This window comes from Hungatella sp. L36, assembly GCF_014288035.1.
Map to the genome: position 1 here is coordinate 73,405 of NZ_JACOPC010000015.1, position 23,581 is coordinate 96,985.

At 46.4% G+C, this 23,581-nt stretch carries 20 protein-coding genes; 3 read left to right on the plus strand and 17 right to left on the minus strand.

Annotated elements, in window-relative coordinates:
• Positions 1-6 precede the first annotated feature (6 nt).
• Positions 7-729 (minus strand): carbohydrate ABC transporter permease, encoded by a 723-nt coding sequence (locus tag H8S80_RS26730; RefSeq protein ID WP_333490855.1) that lies wholly within the window; start codon positions 727-729, stop codon positions 7-9.
• 210 nt (positions 730-939) lie between these two features.
• Positions 940-2,301: an ABC transporter substrate-binding protein gene (locus H8S80_RS26735; protein ID WP_117632968.1), complete on the minus strand. Its 1,362-nt coding sequence runs from the start codon at positions 2,299-2,301 to the stop codon at positions 940-942.
• 314 nt (positions 2,302-2,615) lie between these two features.
• Between H8S80_RS26735 and H8S80_RS26740 the strand changes: the two genes are divergently transcribed.
• Together H8S80_RS26740 and H8S80_RS26745 are read left to right on the plus strand one after the other, a co-directional pair.
• Positions 2,616-3,611, plus strand: coding sequence for a LacI family DNA-binding transcriptional regulator (locus H8S80_RS26740; RefSeq protein ID WP_117621919.1), 996 nt, complete (start codon positions 2,616-2,618; stop codon positions 3,609-3,611).
• Positions 3,612-3,732: 121 nt separating this feature from the next.
• Positions 3,733-4,995, plus strand: a complete 1,263-nt coding sequence (locus H8S80_RS26745; RefSeq protein WP_117632967.1) for an ATP-binding protein — start codon at positions 3,733-3,735, stop codon at positions 4,993-4,995.
• A gap of 92 nt (positions 4,996-5,087) precedes the next feature.
• Here the strand turns inward: H8S80_RS26745 and H8S80_RS26750 are convergent, their stop codons facing one another.
• The 10 genes from H8S80_RS26750 to H8S80_RS26795 form a co-directional block, all read right to left on the minus strand.
• Positions 5,088-5,822, minus strand: coding sequence for a response regulator transcription factor (locus H8S80_RS26750; protein ID WP_002605288.1), 735 nt, complete (start codon positions 5,820-5,822; stop codon positions 5,088-5,090).
• A gap of 118 nt (positions 5,823-5,940) precedes the next feature.
• Positions 5,941-7,749, minus strand: a complete 1,809-nt coding sequence (locus H8S80_RS26755) for a sensor histidine kinase (RefSeq protein WP_117632966.1) — start codon at positions 7,747-7,749, stop codon at positions 5,941-5,943.
• A gap of 108 nt (positions 7,750-7,857) precedes the next feature.
• A complete protein-coding gene (locus H8S80_RS26760) occupies positions 7,858-8,703 on the minus strand; it encodes a carbohydrate ABC transporter permease (protein WP_117632965.1) in 846 nt (281 codons plus the stop codon).
• Complete coding sequence (locus H8S80_RS26765; protein ID WP_117632964.1) at positions 8,700-9,617, minus strand: carbohydrate ABC transporter permease; 918 nt, start codon at positions 9,615-9,617, stop codon at positions 8,700-8,702. Before H8S80_RS26765 ends, H8S80_RS26760 begins: the two co-directional genes overlap by 4 nt.
• A 79-nt stretch (positions 9,618-9,696) precedes the next feature.
• Entirely contained in the window at positions 9,697-10,995 is a 1,299-nt protein-coding gene (locus H8S80_RS26770; RefSeq protein ID WP_117632963.1) for an ABC transporter substrate-binding protein, read from the minus strand.
• Between the two features lie 457 nt (positions 10,996-11,452).
• Positions 11,453-11,794 (minus strand): MmcQ/YjbR family DNA-binding protein, encoded by a 342-nt coding sequence (locus H8S80_RS26775; RefSeq protein WP_117632962.1) that lies wholly within the window; start codon positions 11,792-11,794, stop codon positions 11,453-11,455.
• A 135-nt stretch (positions 11,795-11,929) separates the two neighbouring features.
• On the minus strand, positions 11,930-13,114 hold the full coding sequence (locus tag H8S80_RS26780) for a polysaccharide deacetylase family protein (RefSeq protein WP_117632961.1): 1,185 nt from the start codon (positions 13,112-13,114) through the stop codon (positions 11,930-11,932).
• A 576-nt stretch (positions 13,115-13,690) separates the two neighbouring features.
• Positions 13,691-14,491: a CPBP family intramembrane glutamic endopeptidase gene (locus tag H8S80_RS26785; protein WP_117632960.1), complete on the minus strand. Its 801-nt coding sequence runs from the start codon at positions 14,489-14,491 to the stop codon at positions 13,691-13,693.
• A 471-nt stretch (positions 14,492-14,962) separates the two neighbouring features.
• Positions 14,963-15,568: a DUF6064 family protein gene (locus H8S80_RS26790; RefSeq protein WP_117632959.1), complete on the minus strand. Its 606-nt coding sequence runs from the start codon at positions 15,566-15,568 to the stop codon at positions 14,963-14,965.
• 193 nt (positions 15,569-15,761) lie between these two features.
• The gene (locus H8S80_RS26795) at positions 15,762-16,142 is read right to left on the minus strand and encodes a zinc ribbon domain-containing protein (RefSeq protein WP_002605298.1); all 381 of its coding nucleotides are present in this window, start codon (positions 16,140-16,142) and stop codon (positions 15,762-15,764) included.
• Between the two features lie 174 nt (positions 16,143-16,316).
• Between H8S80_RS26795 and H8S80_RS26800 the strand changes: the two genes are divergently transcribed.
• Positions 16,317-16,901, plus strand: coding sequence for a P-loop nucleotide/nucleoside kinase family protein (locus H8S80_RS26800; protein WP_034533437.1), 585 nt, complete (start codon positions 16,317-16,319; stop codon positions 16,899-16,901).
• A 171-nt stretch (positions 16,902-17,072) separates the two neighbouring features.
• On the opposite strand, the gene H8S80_RS26805 is transcribed toward H8S80_RS26800, so the two are convergent.
• From H8S80_RS26805 to H8S80_RS26825, 5 genes are all read right to left on the minus strand, one after another.
• Complete coding sequence (locus H8S80_RS26805; protein WP_117632958.1) at positions 17,073-18,548, minus strand: aldehyde dehydrogenase family protein; 1,476 nt, start codon at positions 18,546-18,548, stop codon at positions 17,073-17,075.
• Positions 18,549-18,931: 383 nt separating this feature from the next.
• On the minus strand, positions 18,932-19,144 hold the full coding sequence (locus H8S80_RS26810) for a DUF378 domain-containing protein (protein ID WP_002605301.1): 213 nt from the start codon (positions 19,142-19,144) through the stop codon (positions 18,932-18,934).
• Between the two features lie 184 nt (positions 19,145-19,328).
• Positions 19,329-20,834 (minus strand): ATP-binding protein, encoded by a 1,506-nt coding sequence (locus H8S80_RS26815; RefSeq protein ID WP_117632957.1) that lies wholly within the window; start codon positions 20,832-20,834, stop codon positions 19,329-19,331.
• Entirely contained in the window at positions 20,831-22,150 is a 1,320-nt protein-coding gene (locus H8S80_RS26820; protein ID WP_117632956.1) for a vWA domain-containing protein, read from the minus strand. The genes H8S80_RS26815 and H8S80_RS26820 overlap by 4 nt, the downstream gene beginning before the upstream one ends.
• 124 nt (positions 22,151-22,274) lie before the next feature.
• Entirely contained in the window at positions 22,275-23,309 is a 1,035-nt protein-coding gene (locus H8S80_RS26825; protein WP_117632955.1) for a leucine-rich repeat protein, read from the minus strand.
• Positions 23,310-23,581 lie beyond the last annotated feature (272 nt).

Consider the following 23,581-nt stretch of genomic DNA (forward strand, 5'->3'; position numbering starts at 1 on the left):
CTCCTCTCAGTCCCGTTCAATTAAAAGACGTTTAAGCGCCATGGACACCAATACCACAATCAGGAAAAAGACTACTGCCATGGCAGATGCGTAGCCAGCCTTCTTATATTGAAAGCCCTGCTGGTAAATATAGTATACCAACGTCCTGGTGCTGTTCTGAGGCCCTCCGAAGGTCATAATATAAGGCTGTGTAAATACCTTAAATGCCTGAATCGTTACGTAAACCACAATAAATGAGATCACATTTCTTAATCCTGGAAGTGTAATATAGAAGAACTTCTTCACGGAATTCGCCCCGTCGATGGCCGCCGCCTCATAAAGTTCCTGTGATATTCCATTTAATCCTGCAATAAAGATGATCATCTGATAGCCAACTCCCTGCCAGATTGACATGACCAGAATAGAATTCATTGCCTGGTCAGCGCTTCGTAAAAAGCGCTGACTAGGCAGCCCGACCATGTTCAGAATTGCGTTAAACAGACCGTCATTCGGGTTGTATAAACATACCCACAAAATGGATACGACGGTTAATGATGAAATCACAGGAGCAAAATAGGCGGTTCTGAAAAATGTCCGTCCAACAATCTTTCGATTTACTAAAATAGCCAGACCCATGGCGATTACTGCTTCAACCGGCACAATTACTACTGTAAAATAAAAAGTATTTCGTAAACATTTAAAAAACAGTTCATCCGAGAGCAATGAAGCGTAATTATCCACTCCCACCATCTCCATACGATCTGGTGCCAGGACGTAAAAGTCTGTAAAGCTAAACCCCAAAGCCATAAATGCAGGTATAATAAGGAATAGCAAGAGTAATATTAACGCCGGTGCTACAAAAATATAGGCTGTATTTCTCTGTCTCCTGGAATAGCTGGATTTCATTTTTCTAAAATTTGCCTCACCCATTTCACCAGGCTTCCTCCCTTCCCATATTATTTACTTTGCATACGTTGCTTCCCACTCTTTATCGAAGGAGTTTGCAATATCATCAAGAGAAGTCTTCACATCAGCACCTAACAGAATGTCGTAAAACGCTTCTGAGAATTTCTGTGTAAAGATTGGATAGTTTGGTGTGGCCGGACGTGCATGACCTTCTTCAAATAAAGTTTCCTTTATGATCTTATTCGGTCCATCATCATAAATATCGAGTAAATCATACGCAGAATACCGCACTGGCGGGTAAGCCGGTCCGTCTACGGTAAAGCTTGCACAGGCCTCAGGACTGGATAAGTAATGAATAAATTCCATGGCTGCATCTGCATTCTGGCAGTTTGGCGTAACGCCTACTGTCCAGCCGCCTGATGTACTTCCCGCATAAGCCTCTTTCTGCGGAATATACGTTACCCCCCAATTAAAATCAGCCTGTTCAAGCGTTGGTATAATCCATGCTCCCGCCAGCTTGGTTGCACATTTGCCTTCCTGAAACTCTGTCGCTGTAGGATCGACATTGATCAGCCCCTCATCTGCAAACTTCTGGAGATAGATACCCGTCTGGATGGCCTTCTCTGAATTTATATATCCCTCCGCTTTGCTGCCATCGTCGGAAAGCAGCTGTGCCCCATTCGCAACTAAAAATGGCTGGAATGCCACAATAATCCATTCACCGCTCTTCTCTTGAATAAAATTCCCCCCATAGATACCATCTTTGGTCAACTTTTTGCAGACTTCATAATACTCGTCCCATGTCCATGCGTCCTCAATCTTTTCAGGAGCTGTAATACCGGCTGCATCCAGCATATCCTTATTATAATAAATATTAATAATTCCCTCCCCCATACCTACTGCATAGAAATGGCCGTCATACGTTCCCTGAGCGATTGTCGATGGAAGAAAATCTTTCATTTCCTCTTCCGTAAAATAATCTTCTATCGGAATAAACATATTGGAGTATGCATAGCTCGCCACATTTGGTCCATCTGCCATCAGAATATCCGGAAGGCTGTTCGTTGCAGCGGCAGCGCTGACTTTATCCTCATAGGCAAAGGACTCTCCCCGTGTATTAGCAGTTTCAAGTATCTTTATCTTGCCCGCATACTCTTCATTAAATTTCTGAACCATCATTGCATACCAGTTGGCCTCTGATTCCTGGCTGATTGGATACCAAAAGGACAGCTCTACCTCCGTGCCACCTGCTAAAACTTCCGATTCCTTAGCCGCATCGGTATTTCCTTCTGTTTTTTCTGTTTCTGCAACAGCCTGTTCCGTCTTTGTAGTCTCCCCCTGTTTCGTACCACAGCCTCCGAGAAGGGTCGTTATCATTGCCACTGCCAGTAAACTGCTCACCATTCTTTTTTTCATAGATTATCTTCTCCTTTTAGTCATATGTTTTAAAATGTATACGTTTACATTTTTTACCAAAAAAATAATTTGTCCCTCCTTTCATCGCCCATTTTAATAATCAGCAAAATGTAAACGTATACAACTTTTCTAAAAAAAATAGACTTTTTAATATTTTTTTGTTTTTTTCTTTACTAAAAAGCCAATTAATAGTATAATTTATATTCAGATAATATCATTTCGGACATCTTTTGTCAATATATTTTGTGCACATTGTCTCAAAACTATTTATGTGCATGTTTTACTTATGATAATTTAACTAAGGTGGTGTAAATTTGGTAACCAGTAGAGATGTTGCAAAATTGGCCGGCGTTTCCGTAGCGACGGTATCCAGAGTATATTCCGACAGCAATGCCGTGACAGATATCACTGCAAGAAAAGTTCTTGATGCCGCAAGGCAGTTGGGATATATCCCCAATACAGTTGCCCGCAGCTTAAAATCTAACCGTTCCCGTACCGTTGGTCTCGTCATTACCAACATTTTTAATCCTGTTTTCTACCAGGTTGCTGCCGTAATCACGACAGAGTTGGAAAAATTCAACTATAAGGTCATTCTGTCATTTAACAGCACTTATGAACGCAGCCTTTTAAAAAATCTGCAAACGCTTCTTGCCGCACGTGTAGAGGCCATTGCCTTCACCCCGCTGTTTGAAGATTCCGATGTACTTGAATTACTGAATTCTTCAAATGTCTATTCCCTTCAGGTTCTCGGGAATGCCTATCAACAATTCGACTCTATCATGTGTAATGATTACGCCGCTACAAGCAAACTGACACAATATCTGATCGACAGAGGCCATCGGAATATTATGCTTATCTGCCCTACAGAAGACAGAAAAGAGGGTTTACTGCATACTCTGGCAGTTAATAGAATTGATTCGTATGAAGGTAATTATATATCGCCTCTTCCATTGGAAAACTCCGCTTCCATCATTGAAGATGCCATCACAAAATACAGGCCCACCGCAATCATTGCCGTTACTCAGGATGTTCTTACGGCCCTTATGATTGTCTTAAAGAAACTGCATTATAAAATTCCTGATGATATAAGTGTTATCGCCTACGACGAAAATCCGCTGTCACAATATGAAAACATCACAACCATTGGACATAACATTCAGTACATTGGTACCGAAATAAGCCGTTTCCTATTGGATCATCTGCTCGAAAAGAATGCTCCTGGAGACGCCCCCCGTCACATATTTCTGGACACCACTTTTATTGAACGTTCTTCGGTCAAGGAACTCAACAGGGGAAACAAAGAAATATAGATGATACTTCTACTTACACCTCTTGACTTCAAGATATATTTATGCAAAAATAAAATCGCACTTTTTATCTGCATAAAAGTCCATATGGTGGATATACTACAATCAGGAGGTACGATAAACTATGTATTATGAGAGAACGATTGAACCCACAATAAAAAATATCAGTCAGACCTTCCCTGTTTTAATTGTAACAGGCCCACGCCAGGTGGGTAAAACTACTCTTTTAAGCCGTATGGCAGAAAAGGAGCGGAAAATTGTATCTCTGGATAACCCAACCATTCGGGCATTTGCCAAAAGGGACCCCGAAATGTTTTTGCAGCGATATCAGCCGCCTGTACTGATTGACGAGGTACAGTATGCTACGGAACTGTTTGACTACATTAAGATTTATGCAGATCGTCACAAGCGACCGGGGGATTTTTGGCTTACCGGCTCTCAGACCTTTCATATGATGAAAAGAGTCACGGAATCCCTTGCCGGGCGGGCAGGAATAGTCAGGATGGCAGGGCTCTCCAACAGCGAGATTTCAGGAAATCATTTTCCTCCGTTCCGGGTGGATATTCCAACGCTGATAAAACGAATGGATGATATGGAACCGATGATGATCTATGATGTATATTCCAGGATTTTCAAAGGATCTATGCCCCGGTTATACGAAAATGAGGCTGTTAATCTGGAGCAGTATTACGAATCTTATCTGGAAACCTTTATCAGCAGGGATATTAAGGATTTGACACAGGTAGCCGATGAATCTGCCTTTTTAAACTTTATGTCTGTAATTGCTGCAAGAACTGCCACCAATGTAAACTATGAAACCATTGCCGGAGAAGTTGGCGTATCGGCGCCGACCGCAAAGCAGTGGCTTTCTATATTGGTATCTTCCGGCTTAGTAGCTCTGATACAGCCATACTCTAACAATGCTTTAAAGCGGGTTATTAAAGCACCGAGAATGTACTTTCTGGACACTGGTTTATGTGCCCATCTAACAAAGTGGAGCAGTCCCGAAACCTTAGAACGCGGCGCAATGGCTGGACAGTTCTTTGAAACCTGGGTTGTTTCAGAGATTTATAAAAGCTACATCAACGCCGGAAAACAGCCGCCCCTTTACTTTTATCGGGACAGCAACAAAAAAGAAATTGACCTGCTGATCTATCAGGATGGGATTCTCACACCTGTAGAAATTAAAAAAGGGTCTGCCCCAAAGGATGCCGTTAAGAATTTCTCCGTCCTGTCTCCAATTGAAAAGGAACCCAGCGAAGAGAATGTTTTTTCTGGTGCTTCCCACTTGAAAACGACGATTGGAACTGGTGCTGTCATATGCATGCCCGCAGACATGATACCGATTGATGACAAAAACTGGTATATTCCAGCATGGCTGATTTAATTCATCTTATAGCAGCGGTTGGAAGCAGTAAACGGCATAAGCCGTTCCTGCTCTCCGCTGCTTTTTATAGCGCCTCATGGTACAAGTGCTATCTAATCCACCGACATCCTATACTCCTTCGGCGACATCCCCATCACCTTCTTAAACACCTTAGAGAAATACTTCTCATCCCGGAATCCCACTTTATACGCAATCTCATACGTCTTAAAGTAATTCTGCTCCAGATAGCAGCATGCCCTTTCGATGCGCACCCGATTGAGGTAGTCGATAAATCCGCACTGGAGGCTTTTCTGGAACAGCGTGGAGAGATAGCCTCCGGTTATTCCCAGGATCTCCGCGGTGTCGCTGAGCGTGATATTTTCCATGTAGTGCTCGGCAATGTACTCTTTAGCCCGCTTTACCAGCTGGTTGGTCCCGTTCTCTTCTTCCTGGACACACGGCTCTTCCAGCCCCAGGCTGTCATCCACCAGCCGGTTTAAGCACTTTAATATATCCGCGGCCCGCGCCGGTTTTAGTAAGTATTCCTTTGCCCCGAAACGCAGCGCCTGCTGCGCGTATTTAAACTCATCGTATCCGCTTAAGATTACTACGATGGGATGCAGGCCCGCCCGCTCCGCTTCCTTCATCACATCGAGGCCATTTTTCAGCGGCATCTGGACATCCAGAAGCAGAATGTCCGGCTGATACTTTAAGAGCAGGTCGATCGCCTCCTGGCCATTTTCAGCCTCATATATCTTGTCAAACCGGTCCGTATGGAGCCGGATATATTTCGCCACACCACGGCGGATTACCTCTTCGTCATCTGCGACCAACAGCTTTACCGACACTTCCGTTCCTCCTCGTTATAAGCACTTAGAGACCGTATTTTGGTCTCTTACGTGCGATACATGTCATCTCCACTCAGCGTGCCCCGCTTTATCGGGTATAGTGAGGTCTTTCACGAACTTAGTGGAGCGGCGTCTCAAAAGGAATACAGAGAATCACTCTGGTACCCTTTCCCACATCACTCTGAATCTCCAGTTCGAAATCGCCGTGATACCGGAGTTCGAGACGCTCTTTGATATTTTTAATGGCATACCGCCCGATTCTCTGACGGGCATACTGAGCCGGCTCCTCCTCCCAGATATCGTCGATCTGGTCCTGGCGCATGCCGATTCCCGTATCCTTTATCTCAAACCGGATCTTTCCCTTATCCAGACGTCCGGTTACCGTCAGATAACAGGGTGTGCTGACATTTTCAAACCCGTGAACAATGGCATTTTCCACAAATGGCTGCAGGATCAGCTTGGGGATATATACCGCCTTCACCTCGTCTGCCACATTGATTTCATAGTGAAGCCGCCTGGAAAAACGCATCTTCTGTATCTGTAAGTACCTGGAGACCAGTTCAATCTCCTGGGCTACCGTGACTTCCTTCTTCCCCTGGCTTAAAACGAGACGGAACAGCTGTGACAGCGCCAGAATGCTTTCCGCAATCTCGTCGTTATCCGCTTCCGTTGCCTGCCAGTATAAGGAATCCAGCGTATTATACAGGAAATGCGGGTTAATCTGAGCCTGAAGTGCGGCCAGCTCGCTCTCTTTTTCCTGAAGAGTAATGACGTAATTTTCGTCAATCAGTGACTTGATGTCTTCCACCATTTTGTTAAAGCATTCCGCAACCTCTCCGACTTCATCCCTCGTTTCCACCTCCACCCGCTGGTCAAAATCACCGGTCGAGAATTTGACGATGGCCTCGCTGACCCGTTTTAACGGCCTGGTCACGATATTGGAAATGATGAGGAGCAGGGGAAGGAGCCCCAGCAAAACTCCGATCATCAGGGTAATCGGCATATAGGCGATATCCGTCAGCTGCATCTGCCTGCTGTACCGGGGCACCACCTTGACAACGATGCTGGAATTCTTCTCTTTCTGGCTGCACACCACTTGATAATCTCCAAATGTGAAGTTGTGTTTGCGTTCCCGGTAGTCCTCTTTTATAAAATCGTCTGACTTTAAGTATTCGGCCACCTGTTTTGGAATGCTGCCGCTTCTCGAGAGCTCACCGCCGAATTTATCCAGAATCAGCACGCCTTCCCTGTCACTGTGAAGGATCCCCTCCCCCAGCTCCTGAAAGACCTCCTGGCTGACACCGATGACAATATACCCCAGCGTCTTCTTCTGAGTCAGGTCGAAGATTCCCCTATATAAGACTACCTTATCAGAACGGTTGGTATTATAAGTTTCTTTATCGTATTTGCTCACACTCCGCCATAAGATCCCGTTGTCGCTGTCCAGCGTATCCCGGTAAACCTCCGTCTTCTTAACGGTCTCCAGGTCCGGCACGTAGGCGCTGGCATCCATACAGCGCAGATAAGGGCGCACCCCGTTTTCCGGGTAAATGCCAATGGTCTTGATATGGCCTTTCAGCGCCACCATGTCCTGCACGATCTGCATGGGCGCCTCCTCCAGCCAGAGTTTTGCATTCTTGTTCAGCTCCTCCGCATTTTTCGCGGTCAGCAGGGCATGCACCTCGTCGTTAATGCAGAAATAGGTGGAGAAATCCTTAATATCGGACTGCAGGACAAAAATACTTTCCGCCAGAGCATTGACACTGCTCCTGTCATTTTCCAGTCTGCTCTCCAGGTCTTTATTATAGTTATAAAAAAGAAGCACGGCGCATATGAGAATCAACACCGGCGTGATAATCAAATATCCATAAAAAATCAGTTTCATTTTTACACTTAATTGATTTACCCACTGTTTTATCTTCCTCATGGCCGTACTTCCTTATAATCATTCTGATCCGGGTGTTCCACCGGTTAAACTATCCGCCTTTTTTCTGGGCGCGCCTAGTGCTACCTGGCGTATTTACGCCGGGCGGCGCTAGCCTTTGACCGCTCCCATGGCCACACCTTTCGTAATATGTTTATTCAGCAGAATATATACAATCACTGCCGGTGCCGCTGTCAGAGCCATAACCGCAAACTGCACGGCGTAATTGGATGAATACTGGCCGGTAAACTCCAGAACCGAGAATGGAAGCGTCTTCCATTTTGGCGAGCTTAAGTAGGTGCTGGCCATCATAAATTCATTCCAGTTGTTCAGAAACGTCATGATCGACACCGTAGCGATGGACGATTTCATCATGGGCGTGATTATCCGGAAAACGATCCGGTAGATCCCGCATCCGTCCATGACTGCCGCCTCCTCCAGCTCTACCGGAATGGATTCCATGAAGCTGGACATCAAAAACAGTCCCTGGGGAAGCGAAAATGCCACGTACGGGATCAGCAGCGCCCAGATGGTATCGGTCAGTCCCAGCTGATTGAATATCTTATAATTTGGAAGCAGCGTCGCATGAATGGGAATCATCATCCCCATGAGCAGAAGCGTCTTCACAAGGCCCCTTAATTTCCAGTTCATTCTGCGGCATGCGAAGCCTGCCATAATCGATACGAGAAGCACCAGGATGACCGCCAGTCCGTTTATCAGGATACTGTTTTTTAAGTATAACAGAAAATGACCATCTATAAAAGCTTTAACATAATTCCCCCACTGGATCTTCTTCGGGATTACGAGAAGTCCGCTGGTAAACATCTCATTGCTGCTTGCCAGGGAAAAATCTGCCAGCCAGATTAAGGGGAAGATCTGAACGACCGCCACAAGAATCAGCACCGCCCAAAGAAGCGTTTTTTTCCAGGAAAACGTTCTTATATCCGTTTGGTTCATGATTTCGCCCTCCTTCTGCTCAATCCGCTTCTCCTTCCCGCATCTTCATCGCGGTCAGCGAAAACGGTGTTCAGTAAAATGGTAACCACCAGGCAGATGATGATGAAAATGACGCCGATGGCATTACCGTAGCCATACTTAAACGCTTTAAACGCCTGCTGATATAAGTAATTTGCAGCAAACTGCGTGCTGTTGCCGGGCCCGCCGTTGGTAAGCAGGTACACGGTCTCCATCTGTTTTAATGCGGATATGACCGCCATGGTCACATTTACCTGAATCACCGGCTTCATCAGCGGAAGGGTGATCCGCAAGAATGTGGTTTTCTGATTGGCCCCGTCAATGGCCGCCGCCTCATACAGGGTGGGGTCTATATTTTTGATTCCCGTGTAGTAAATTAACATTCCCCATCCAAATCCATGCCAAATCAGTACGATCAGTACCGACCAGATGGCCCTGCCCTGGCTGAGCCAGTTGATTCCGCCGTCTCCGCCCAACAGCTTGATGATATTGTTTAACAGGCCGAAATCGGGATTATAGATAAATTTCCACAGGTATGCGATAACCGCTACGGAGATAACATTGGGCACAAAGTACACGCAGCGGAAAAAACCTTCTCCCCGTCCTCCCAGCTTATCCAGCACTGCCGCCACGATCAGCGCCAGCGGATGCTGAATGCAGATAAAGCCGATGGCTAAGAGGAGCGAATTCTTGAGGGAGGTCCAGAAAACCTGATCCTTCATCAGTCTGTGATAATTCTCCAGCCCGATATAATTGTAGGAACCCATTCCGGAGTAGTCTGTAAATCCGTAATAGACACTGAGGCAAATGGGGGCCAGAATCGCAAACACGAACAACAGCAGGCCCGGAAGGACAAGGCTTAGGATGACCAGTTTGTTGCTGTATAATTTTTTCATAAACTTCCCCTTTCTGAAAATTACGGCCGCCGGTTTGTTCTCCGGCGGCCGTAATCAGCTTATACTTTTTCTCTGTTCGTTATTTGCATGCTTCGCCGATTTTAGAAAGGAACTCATCCACGGTGATTGTGCCGTTGGAAACGCTCTGGATTTCACTTTCAATACTGGTCTTGAATGCGGAAGGGCCGCAGTCATTGACCGGTGTCCCGGATACTCTGGAGGCCCCGTTTACTGCTTCTACGAACTGCATCTGAAGCTTTGTCTCTTTCCCGCTCATGTAGCTGGTCTGATCCTGGGCCGACATGCCTACGCCGTTCTCCCAGCCATACTTGGATAACTTATCCGGCTGATACATATAGTTTAAGAATTTGATCGCCTCTTCTTTTACCTCAGATTTCGCAGACACCGCATAACCGCCGCCGTTCCAAGCCGCAATATCTGTAGCCGCACCTTTTCCGCCGGCAATCGTCGGCATGGTGAAGACTCTGATATTGGTTCTGACCTCTTCCGGGATGTCTTCGTTCATGGCCATGGAAGCCTCCCAGCTTCCCATGTAGAACATGGCCGCCTGGCCGTTGGTAAACAAGTTCATGGCCGTTCCGTAATCCTGGGAATCGTAACCATTCTGGAACAGGCCGGCGTCCGCCGTCTCTTTTAAAATCTCTGTCGCCTGTTTGAATGCCGGGTCCGTAAAGTCCCCTGTGCTCACTGCGTTGCTGACAATGCCCGTATAGTCGCCGGTCAGTTTAAAGAGGATATCAGACAGATAGATTGCCATCGGCCAGCCGTCTCCGCCGTCCATGGCCAGCGGTGTAATCCCCGCGCCGCTGATTTTCTGAGCCAGGTCTAATAATTCATCATACGTTGCGGGTACATCCCAGCCGTTGTCCTTAAACATTTTCTCATTATAATAGAAGCCGGCCACGTCTGTGTTTCTGGGAAGGCCATACAGCTTTCCATCTTTCTTAAAGCCTTCCAGGGAACCGGAGATAAAGCCATAATCCGCATAGTCTGCCTCATTTAACTCAGCAAGCACTCCCGCATCCAGCACCTCGTCCAGGAAGGACGGCTGTCCCCAGATACTGACGACGTCCGGCATGCCTTCCATGGAGTATGCCTTGAACTTCGTCTTATACGCTTCCTCGTCCAGAGCTTCCACTTCGATTTTCACATTCGTATTTTCCTTCATGTAGTCATCGATAATCATCTGTTCCACCAGGCCCTGACCATTTTTTCTGTCTGGCAGGTTCGAGAATACTTTTAATGTAATGGCGCCGCTGTCATTTTTTGCCGTTGTCTCCGCTTTGGAACCACAGCCCGTTAAAGACGATGCCAGCATGGCCGCCGCCAGTACCACCGATACTAATTTATGCTTCATGATTGAAACCTCCCTGTTTTGTCTTATATTCAACTCTCTGCGCGCGCTTTTTATTTGATAGTTAAATTCTACCATCGGTTATATGGAAAAAACAGAGACTAAATTTCTAAAAGGGTGTAATATTTTCATATTAAATGCCGGGAGCGGCGGGAGAAGGCATTTCAGCAATGAAAAGCGAGCTCCGGCAACCATATTTCCCTGGCGCGAAGTGCGTATCCTGCCCGGAGGGCTATTTATGTAATAGAAGTACTTTCCAAATACGATTAGGGTGTCAAAAGGTCGATTTTAAAATTAAAGCATGAAACATAAATATCCAATCCCAAATCAGGCAACATTTAACCTTGTTAAGGGGAGAAAAAACACCAAAATATACGCTATATCGGCATCTGAATTCCATGCACTTTACTTTGACCGAATCCAAATACATAAAAAAGCGATGATACAGGGTCTGCCTGCCTCATCGCTTTTCCATTGTCAGATCAAAGCTCTCGCCAATCATTCTTTTTATATCCGGATCCGGGACCGTACCATCCAGTAAAATTGTATTCCAGTACTTCTTATTAAGATGGTACCCGGGCAGAACGCCCGGAAATGCATTTCTCCAGAATTCTGTCCATTCGGGATCACATTTTACATTCACACAGGTCTTTTCCTCACGCGTATAGATCCATGCAAATACCTTTTTATTCTTCCTGTGCCGGATCACAGCCCATTCCGTATCGTGAAACGGATAGTCCTCGTAAACGTCCGGATAAGTCAGACAATGCTTAATTAAATCTTTCTTCGTCTTAAACGCCATAGCAGATACCCGTCTTTCCTTGATTCCAAAACTGTGCCGGAACAGTTTCGGGGGATTTACCGGCGCTGCGTGTTGTCGATGCAGATGAGCCGGGCGTATTAATTATACTGTATTTCCGGCGGTTCTACAATGATATTATGGCCGGAATCTGCTGTACACCTTTCCCGGTTGGATACCGCCTCTGTAGCTGGCCAGCTCGCTCACTGTCACCAGCTGGAATCCCATTTCCTTCAGCTTTGGAATGATAACCTCTGCGGCGTCCGCGGTTGCTCCATACAAATCGTGCATCAGCACAATATCTCCGTCTTTTACATGGCCGATGACCGCATCGATGGTCTTCTGCTTATTTTTCGTCTTCCAGTCCAGGGTGTCGATAGACCACAGCACCGCAGACATCCCCATGGAACCGACGGTCTTCATGGCCGCGTCGCTCTTCGCTCCGCCCGGCGGCCGCATGAGTACAGGGGATACACCGCCTGCCAGACGTATGCTGTCATTGGCTCGTGCCAGCTGTGACTTAATTCCCTCTGCTCCCAGTTTTGTAATTGCTTTATGTTCATACGTATGATTGGCTACTTCACATCCCAGTGCGGCCATCCTCGCTACCGCCGCCTTATTTGCCTTTCCTGTCACACGATTTCCCACCATGAAGAAAGTGGCCCGTCCTCCGTTCGCTTCCAGGCTGTCCAGAATCCGGTTGGTGACAGGTGCGTGAGGGCCGTCGTCGAATGTCAGCGCTATCATAGGGCGGTTTGGGTCAATGCCCTGTACGGCTGCTTTTTCTCCAGGTATCGCCGCGCCCTTTGTGACAATCGTCATGCGTATTCCCGTTATTTTAAGTCCGCTTCCCTCCTGACCGGCTGTCCCCTCGTCGTTTCTCACCCAGGGAGTCCACGCTCCATTCTGCTGGACCGTATAGCAGACGTCATACAGACTGCTCAGTCCGTCGGTCAGCCTCGCCCGGAATGCAGTAAGCGGAGCATCTCCCTCTGTACGGCCGGCCATGACACTTCCCGCCGTCCATTCCGTCCAGCCAGTGCCGCCCACCTCCACCTGATATGTCAGACCTCCGGTGACGTTCTGCGGCTGATTCAGTAATTCAGCCTGAAATCCGGTCATATAGGTTCCCTCCGGGGCTGTATACGGCGAATCGTCTGCCTGCTTATCACTCCATGCAGTAGGGTTATTAAACGCCTGATAGCTTATTTTTACAGGCTCTTCCGCCCGGGCGATTACCGCCTGCACCGGAGCCTGGATGGTGCCTGAAAACACCAGAAGCGCCAGCATCAGCGCCTTAATTTTCATATGTACTCTTTTCATTCGGTTACCTCTTGTCTTTTTTCTGTCTTTTTTCTTATATCTATCCTTTAGACGTGCCAACATTCAAAAAAGTTTCAACTACATGAAACTTTTTAAACATTATTAAAATTCAAACGTATTATACCACTGAAAATGGTAAATCAGATAGAGGAATCTACTGGAAGTACGGGCAGCTTTTTGTGTGATAGAGGCGCTTTTCAATTACAAAAAAAGACTTCCCGCTGACTGGGAAGCCCTTCTTTATCTTTATATTTATCTTTATCTTTATTTTTTATTGCTTGAAGCCGAAAAAACGGTTTAAAAGCTCTTACCCCGTATTATTAAGACACCCCGTAAACCTGCATGAAACCCATATTGTCGCATATCCGCTAATTTTCTTCCCATAGCTCTTTGCAAGGCAATAGAACAAGCCGGGCACTATTTGGGGCAATCTAAATACCGCTCGACCAGCATCCGACGGGCGCGCAGTTGCCCCGCCAAGAGGCGTTCATACGGGGATTGGGGGGCACATCCAACAAGCGGATTTTCACAATTTGAGTGGTACATAAATTGTGAAAAGAGTATGAGTGTGTACACTCATAATAGTTGCCGATGTCTTTTGTAATACATTAGAACAGTTACTATTGAGGCAAAAATAATCGCAGTATTTGCAGTGATTGTGCCAGTCCAGTTCATCGTTATCGTTCCAAAAACAGCAGATGCCGCATTAAACATCGTGTGAAACAACACACACATGAATATGCGGTTTTTGCCTGATACTTTGTAGACTGCTCCAAAGAAAAATCGGAAAGCCAAACATTGAACAGCAAACATACCAAAGTCAATTAGCCCATCTCCATGATTCGTTCCCGGAATGAAAAAAAGAGGGATATGCCAAAAAATCCAAATTATTCCGGTAAATACGGATGAGAGAAGATAGCCGTACTTTTTATCAAGCATTGGCTGCAATACATACATCCAGCCTGATTCCTCTAAACCGCCGATAATAAGATTGCCCGGCAAAGAAAGTAAAAACACATACAGCGGAAACTCTGTTAATGCGTGTCCCGAAACAGCAAGGTGTATGCCAAAATATATCACCAATCCGAACATAACAAATAAATAGGGATAGATATTGCCTTTTACATAAAATACGTTTTTCAGCCATCCTCTGAAGCTGGTAATTCGCTTGTTTTTCTTTAGTACAAAATAAGATGCAATCCCCGGCGACAAAATATATATGGCAAAAGGGATGTTTGACGCAAATTGTCCAAATGTATTTGTAAAGTTATAGACTCTATAACCAAACTGACCCAAAAAAATAAGCGCACCTGCCGTTGCATAAGCAATGATGAATGTTACTACTGTAAATTGAATTGCAATCTTTTTATCTGTCATGAATTCACTCCTAATATTAACAATTTGATGCACATATTCATATTGCATTTAACAAAGCATAAGTATAATTTTTGCATTCATGTTCACCCTGTTCGCCTATTGTGCATGAACCCGTTGCCATTTGTTTCATTCTACGATTTCAATACAATTCTGTCAAACCTGGATGTATCGCTTTAAGGCTTCTCTCAAACTGTTATTTTATTGGGATACCACTTTGGACACCACAAACTTTCTTTCCAGTCGTAGAAATGATACATGCGAAACGCTCCATTCCAAACGGACTAAACGCTGGCACTAAGGCCACAATAGGCCGCCAGTTTTATAGCTCCGTAAGGAGCGCAGCCGCCCCGACAAGGGGGCATTCATGGGGATCCCAAATAGGAAAAAGCACAAAGGTGTGTACCGTTGTGCCCTGCTTGCCACTCATGTTACCGGCAAAATAAGGTATACGCGTTATACCAGGAATACGCATTACCGATTGGCGCTCCGCCCCTTATAATTATTAAAAATAAGGCAGACACCATATATTCCAGCAACTAATAAAATAATATCTTCATATGCGCTAAATATTAGTGATTTTATCCCGGTTAGCCCCCAAATCGTCAACAGCAAAAGTAAAAATCTATTCTTTCTGCGATAACCGGAGTAAACTGCAATGCTGACACTTACTATGGGACATGGCATTATGTAAGTTACCATTTGGGGAAAAGTGTTGCCTAAAAGAAATGAAATCGCGGGATACAAAACGAACAGTAACAGCAAGATACTTTGCCATCTCTTGGGTTTTTCCAAAACATCATCTTTGTTTTTAATGCACTCAAATAATAACAGTCCTCCGCAGCACAAATACAGCGGCAGCGCGAAAAAAAATTGAATTGGTTCTGTTCCAAATACGCCAAAAAACACAATCCCAATGTATAAGTTAGCGACACCAAGAACCAGTTTTGCACTCCACTTTATTTTACCTGTATAAGACAGTATTAGTCCAAGTACAAGAAACAGCATCAATATGATTTGAACTGTTATAGTCTGGCTGTTGTATTCACCAATTACTTTCCAAAAAGCAGTTGCATCCATAATGGTTCACCTACCTTTACCTGCGTAATATTTGCCAAATGCGCATTACCCCATCTTCATTTATTTTATTCTACAAGCTCAATACAATTCCTTCAAACCCAGATATATCGCTTTAAGGCTTCTCACAGGCTTTTACTATATTGGGGCACTAAATGGGACACCATTTCATTAAAAGCCTGGCATCCGACTCTTATTAAAGCTTCGTTCCGCATTTCGGGCAGTATTCAAAGTCCTCTTCGGTCTCATACCCGCAGTTTTCACACCGTTTCCGGTTCCATCCGGACACTCTGCGACCAGCCTGCACAAGCGTTAAATCCTTTTCGGTTATATCCGGCTGTTCTCCATGCGCCAGACGCCTTCCCACCTCCTGATCCAGTTCATAGATGGTACTGCAGCATGACATCTGAACGTAATAATGCCGGTTCCATTTTATGATGGGAATGAAAAAGAGGCTGAAATAAGAGTAGGTCATAAAAACCTGATATCTCCCATAACCGCCGCACTGAGCGCAGATAACGGTCTTCGCGTATTCCAGCGCCTTCTTTCCCTGACTGATTCCAAAGACGAAAAACATAAAGAATCTCCTTCTCAAGTAAATTTATTTTATTATACCATATTTTATCTGTTCTGCTATTAATCTTTACAGAAAACCGCCTTGAACTTTTACAGGCAAACCATTTATAATAGGCGTAAATCAACACAGTCTGCCATTTACAGGCCGCAAGAGGAGGAATTTGTCTTGAAAAAAATGATACTGGTAACCTCACCGCCGGCATGCGGGAAAACCTACATCTCGAAACAACTGGCAAAAAATCTGAAGCACGTCGTCTATCTGGACAAAGATACCCTGATCGTCCTGTCTAACCGCATTTTCGATGTGGCAGGTGAGGAACGCAACCGGAGTTCCGACTTTTTTGAATCCAATATTCGCAATTATGAATATGAGGCTATCATTAATATTGCCATGGAGGCGTTGGATTATGACGATATTGTCCTGATTAATGCGCCGTTTACCCGCGAAATACGGAACCCGGAATATATGGATCAGTTCCGGAAGCGGCTGGCAATGAAGAACGCCCGCCTGGAGATCATCTGGGTCGTGACTGCCCCTGAGATCTGCCATCAGCGCATGATACACCGCAACTCCAGCCGGGACACATGGAAGCTGGAAAACTGGGATAAATATATCAGTGGTGTGGATTTTTCGATTCCTTCAGCCATTGACCGGCCGGACAGCTCTGACGATGATCTTCTTTTATTCTATAACTCGACCGATCAGGAATACCAGGAATCTATGAAAAGAATTGTTGGGATACTGGAAGAGAATGGCTAAACAGGATAAACTGCCGGACAGACCCGCTGGATACAAGGAATCTCATCTCCATTCCTGTATCCGGCAGTCTGTCCGGCAGTTCTTTACCTTTCGCAGATTATAATACACTTACACACGCTAAGCGTCAAAGTTTCACCTCTCCGCCGTCTCCGCTTCAGTTCATGCATCGAATCAATAGAATCCTGATGGATTTTCAGACAGATTAATCATAATGTTCTTCATCTGGGTATAGTGCTCCAGAATAACCTTATGGGTCTCACGGCCGATCCCCGACTTCTTGTAGCCGCCAAACGGCGCTCCGGCCGGAATTGCGTTATACGTATTCACCCACATACGGCCTGTTTCGATTGCACGGCAGACACGGACAGCCCGGTTGATATCCCGGGTCCACACAGCGCCGCCCAGACCGTACTCACTCTCATTGGCCATACGGATCACATCTTCCTCATCCTTGAATTTCATCACAACCGCCACCGGTCCGAAGATCTCTTCCTGCGCCACCCGCATATCATTTGTCACGTCTACAAGCAGCGTCGGCTTTAAGAAGCAGCCCTTTGCCAGTTCTCCATCCGTGATTCGTTCACCGCCGCAGGCTACCCTTGCTCCCTCCTTCTTTCCAATCTCTATGTAGTCCAGAATCTTATTCAAATGAGCCTCATAGATCTGAGATCCCATCATTGTGTCCGCCTCCCACGGAAGGCCAACCTTTACGCTGTTAAACTTTTCCACAGCCTCTTCCACGAATCTGTCATAAATGTCTTCATGCACAAATACACGGGATCCGGCACAGCATACCTGCCCCTGGTTGAACAGGATCCCCAGCTGCAGTCCGTCCATCGCCATATCCCATTTGCAGTCCGGGAAGAAAATATTAGCCGATTTGCCGCCCAGCTCCAGCGTGGACGGTATCAGTTTCTCCGAAGCCGCGCATCCTACCTGGCATCCCACCTCGGATGATCCTGTAAATGCCAGCTTTCGGAAACCCGGATGCTCCAGCATATACTGCCCCGACTTCGAACCTCTTCCTGTCACAATATTAAAGACACCAGGAGGCAGAATTCCGTCGATCAGCTTCGCCAGCTCCAGCACGCTTAAGGAAGTATAGCTGGAAGGCTTAAATACTGTACAGCACCCTGCTGCCAGCACAGGCGCAAGCTTCCAGGCCGCCATCAGGAATGGGAAATTCCACGGCACGATCTGGCCCACGACACCGATCGGTTCCCTTAAGATCAGGCTCAGCGTATTCTCATCCAGCATGGCCGCCTCTCCCTCTTCCGTCCTCACCGCTCCGGCGAAATAACGGAAATGATCGGATGCATACGGAATATCGATCGTCATGGTCTCTCTAATCGGTTTTCCATTGTCCAGCGTCTCCAAAAGAGCCAGTCTCTCCTTATTCTGATCAATCACATCTGCAATCTTTAACAGTGCATCCGCCCTCTCTGCAGGCGTCGTCTTCTTCCAGCTCTCCCACGCGGCCCATGCGGCATCTACCGCGGCGTCTACATCCTCTCTCGTAGCTTCCGCGCATGTGGACAGATATTCCCCATTCGCCGGACAGTAAGATTTAAATGTACCGCCATCGGATGCGTCGACCCATTGGCCGTTGATGTACAGGTTATAGCTCTCTCTTGCTGCATTTTCCATATAACGTCTCCTTTCTAATAAAAAATTTGATGCAGGGCATTCTCCGCGGCCCTGCCGCACTCTTTTGTTCTGTCTCCAGTATAACAGTTTTGGAAAACAATGGCAACAATAGATATTTTATTCACAATTAATCGAATTATTTTTGTGTATAATATACATTTTCTGACAAAATTGTGTTTTGATCGTTAATTAACTATCAAAATATTTTTTAGGTAAAAAATTGGAGCGCGGTCGCTTCAGCGGCCATATTTCCATAGCGCGGAGTGTGCCTCCTGCCCGGAGGGCTTTTTTGTGTAACAGGAGCACTTTCCTGCTGCACAAAAAAGCAGGAGAATCGCCGAAGCCTCAAAGGCCCTGGCAATTCTCCCGCCATTTTCCTGTTACTATCTTTCTGTACTTACTTCTGAGCGACCATAAAAGGTGAGCAGGTATAATCCGCAGATTCCGACCAGCGCATACACGATTCTGGAAATCCAGGACATGCTGCCGAAAAGGAATGACACCAGATTAAAATTGAAGAAGCCTACCAGACCCCAGTTTACCGCGCCGATAATGGCGATGGTAAGGGCTGTATAGTCCAATGCTTTGTTACCCATGGCACTACCTCCTTGTTGTGAGCACCCGGCGGCTTTTTTTCCCCGCCTGCGTGCGATAACTGCCGCCTCTCAGAGGAGAAAATGATTTCCTTTCTCATTGAAGTGGCTTTCTTTTTTTATTATGGGGAAGTTTTTGGGTTTTTATACACTTTGTACTAAATTAACAGACAATCCGCACCACCTGTCATTTTCCCAGATGGTCGATCCGTTCCTTTATCTCATCCTCCCGGCGGTTGAACAGAAGGCGCTCGTTATACTGGTAATATCTCTGGCACTCATATTCCTGAAGGAATTTTATGCTGTAGTAATTCGTATTCAGTTCGGTGATAAACACCGCCATCTCCTGACTGTCTCCAAAGGATATTTCCATAAAATCAAAGGCGTGTTCCAGCATGGTTCCGCTCTCGTCGAACCGTTTTTCATACCGCTCCCGCTCACGGCCAAAGTAAGACCTTACCGTCTCCCACGCCGCCTCCGGATCCGGTGCTTCCGCGAAACGAAGCTCTTTTTTATACTGCTCCAGAATCCGTTCCACATCCCGGTGCAGGTAATCGCTCTGACGGTTTAAAAGTCCGGCTTCCCGCTTCTTTTCCCAGACCTGTTTGAATTCCTTTTGCACCGTGAGGAAGCGTTCCTCCATATCTCCGTCCAGACTTCCATCATGCAGCTTTTTTAACTCCGCCATTAAAATTTCCAGCTTTTCCGCATCTTTTACCACCTGCTTAAATCCGCTGTTCAGCTTCGAGAGCAGGAGGCCGATTACGCTCAGTTTCTCGTCAAACTGGGCATGCTTTAGCTTATTGCAGAGATTTTCCCGGATCGATCCTGCTAAAATTTCATCGATCTGGTAATCGTCCTGGTATTTATAATAGAGTTCCAGGTAATTGGAGAAATCCTTGGCTATCTTCGGGTACTGGAGATACTGTCCGATCACCTCCCGATCCGCCTTTTTTCCGAGTTTTTCATATACTTCAATAAATCGTGATAAATCTTCCCAGCCTCGCGGAGTAGCAAACAGACGGCCGTCCACCGTTGTCTCAATCCGGCAAAATGATTCCGGCCTCGCGTTCAGATAGGAGATTATGGCGGGATGGATCGACTGTTCATACGCATACTGCTTCCAAACCTCGTAGTCCGGCTCCACGTGAATCATTTTAATCCGGTCCAGGGTCACCACGTCAAAATCCCTTACGGATTTGTTGTATTCGGGCGGATTACCGGCCGCTGCTATGATCCAGCCTTCCGGAATCTGATGGTTTCCAAATGTCTTACACTGTAAAAACTGCAGCATGGCAGGCGCAAGCGTCTCCGAAACGCAGTTAATCTCATCGATAAACAGAATTCCCTCCGAAAGACCGGTCTGTTCGATTTTATTGTAAATGGATGCCACGATCTCACTCATGGTGTACTCCGTCACACTGTACGGCTTACCGCCATACTCTTTCTTAACGATAAACGGAAGTCCAATCGCACTCTGCCGGGTGTGATGGGTAATGGTATAGGCCACCAGCCCAATTTCGCATTCCCGCGAAATCTGCTCCATAATCTGCGTCTTGCCCACCCCCGGCGGTCCGATTAACAGAACCGGACGCTGACGGACAGATGGGATTTCATAGGCGCCGTACTCGTCCTTCAGCAGATACGCCTCAATGGTATCTTTTATCTCTTCCTTGGCTCGTTTTATATTCATAATTGATTGATTTCCTCCTCTGTCAGGATAATTTTCATCGCCCACGCGGGGACGGATACATCTTCATACTGCCCTTCCACAAAGACAAAGGCCGTGTCATAGGCGGGCATTCGGACAGGGTATATTCCCTTTCCGTCAGTAAAGTATAAAAGCCCTTTGAGTTTCTTAAATTTCCCCTGATTCATCAGTCCATTCACGTATTCAAAGGCCGGCCGGAAATCAGTTCCGCCCAGTCCCGATATAGTAAAGTTCTCCATATAGGCCTTCATTTCGTCCTGGCTGGTAATCGTCTCATCAGACCGGATCGTCTCATCGCACTGTATGATGTGGATATTGATTTTCCGGAAATAGCTCTCGGATTCACAGAGCACGGAATACGTCTCCTCCAGGAACCGCCGCACCAGCTCCCCGGAGCAGGACATCGAAGTATCCACCACGATCACAAAATCTTCAATGCGGTGAACCTCCTTCGATTCCAGCGGTTCAATCAGCGGCATATTGCCGTACAGCTCCATTCCATACGTATAAAACACGTAGTCGAAGGAATCCTGGTCCACCTCGTTCTCCTCACGAAGTACGGAAAACCTGCGCAGAAACTGCTTATAATCATACCGTTCCCGGTTTTCAACCCGCACGGCCTCCAACAGGCTTCTGGAGTCCTCCGCGTCCTTCTCGCCGAAGGATTCCATCTCCGTCTGCATCTTCTCTCTGTTATTCTGCCACTTATTCTGGCGCTCCTGGCGAATCCTGGGATCTTCTTCCCTCTCCCAATGTTCATGGTTATCCACGTAAAACTCTGCCGCCATGCGCTCGTATTCCTCTTCGGTTAAATCCATGTCCTGAAGCGACTTATAGATGCCCTCCGCCGTCAGGACCCGGAGCTTTTCCTTCAGCTTCGCGTATACTTCTCTCCGGTAAACCGACTGATGGCGGTAAACGTTCTTTACATAAAATTCATCGATGATGGATTCTATGGCAATGTCACAGGCCAGATTCCAGTACGGGACCGCCCGTTTTCCCCGCGTATCCATATGGCCCAGCAGGCAGTGGAATACCATGTGAAGAAAGGCCCGGTTAATCAAAACCCTCCCCCGTTTATACATACTCATCAAATGCTCCGGCTGGTAATAGATGAGAAATCCATCCGTTTCCACTCCGCGCCCTGCGCGGTCCGCCAGAAATCCAAGGCTGCTTAAGGCCACGTCCAGATAGCGAAAATTTAAATACAGTTCATTTCTGGAATTTGTCAGAATATCGTGGCAGATTTCTACCTCTTCCAGCTCGTCGAGCTGCTGCTGCCGCAAAGGATCTATCATATGGCTTCACCTGCCTTTCTTTATATTGTTTTATTGATTTATTGTTTTATTGATTTATTGTTTTGTTGATTTATTGTTTTGCTGCTTTATTGTTTTCTTTCTGTCATTTTCCTGCTTTACATGCCTACAGCGAAAATGACCGTTTTTTTGCCGGGAAACGCCGGTGGCGCAGATCCATCAGGCCGCTCAGTACCTCCGTCTCACCTTCCCGGCCGGCCAGTTCGATCATCTCATCCAGCGTTTCCTTCCGGTCCGCATAATGGACCGCCAGCCAGGAATAAGTTTCCGTGTCTCCCGCTGCCAGTGCACATTCCGCGGCCCCACCCATGTGTTCCCTCAGATACTCCTCATACGCCCCTCGATGCGGTTCCATCAATTCCAAAGGATACTTAAGCCGCCCCATTACAAGGGAGCAGACGACCCGCTCCGGCTCCTGAACTTTGATATGGGGAAACAGCGCATCGTATTTGGAAAAACGGAATTCGGTCTGCTCGAAACAGTAGCGGTACATGTGGCCGCATCCATGCATTTCCCGCATGATGATGCGGGCGGGTGTATTTTCCACGGATTCCTCAAACATTTCCGGAAATACCAGTTTTGCCTGGAGAGCTGATTTTGCAGGTGGTGAAGTTAATTCCGATTCTGTATAATAGTTTACATAAAGTTCCTGTCTCAATTCTGATATCAGTTCCTTAAAACAGGAACGGTGGCCTGGAATTATGTGAATATCCATATGTCTGATGCCGGCACAACCGGTAAACAGGCCGGACCCTACATCTTCGATCGTACTATAGCACCGGATCGTATTCAGTTCAAAACAGTTATAGAATGCGTAGTTGCCGATTTTTTTAATCGTCCGCGGAAGAATGATTTCCTTTAAGTGGCCGCAGCATGCCACCGGCGGCAGTTCGACAGCCTCGGGACTGGAGGCATTCATCTCCGCTTCCATTCCGTTTTGTGCATTCCCTTCGGCGTCGGCCAGCAGAATCTTTCCCGCTGCCTTTAGCATTTCCCGCCGTCCCCAGCCCTCGGAAAAAGCGTATGCCGCCAGCTCTGTTACCGGTTTTCCATCTATTGTCTCAGGAATCTCGACCAGGCCGTCATAGCTTCTGCAGCCGAGTATTGCGATTGCTTCGTTCTTTATCTGATATAAAAACATGAACAGACGTCCTGCCTTTCTGTTATACGGATCTATTGTATAACAGATGAATATAACAGAAACGAATCAAAATTGCAATGGATAAATTTTCTCTTGACAAACAAAAAAGAAAGGTATAACCTAAGAATCATAAGAGCAAATCGAACTGCAATGACGGAACCAGTACCCATTCTAAATGCGAGACAGAGAAAAACGGCATACCTGCTGAAAGCCGTTTTCCGTACAGTATGGCGAACACCACTCCCGAGCACCGTCAAACCAATGGCGGCGTA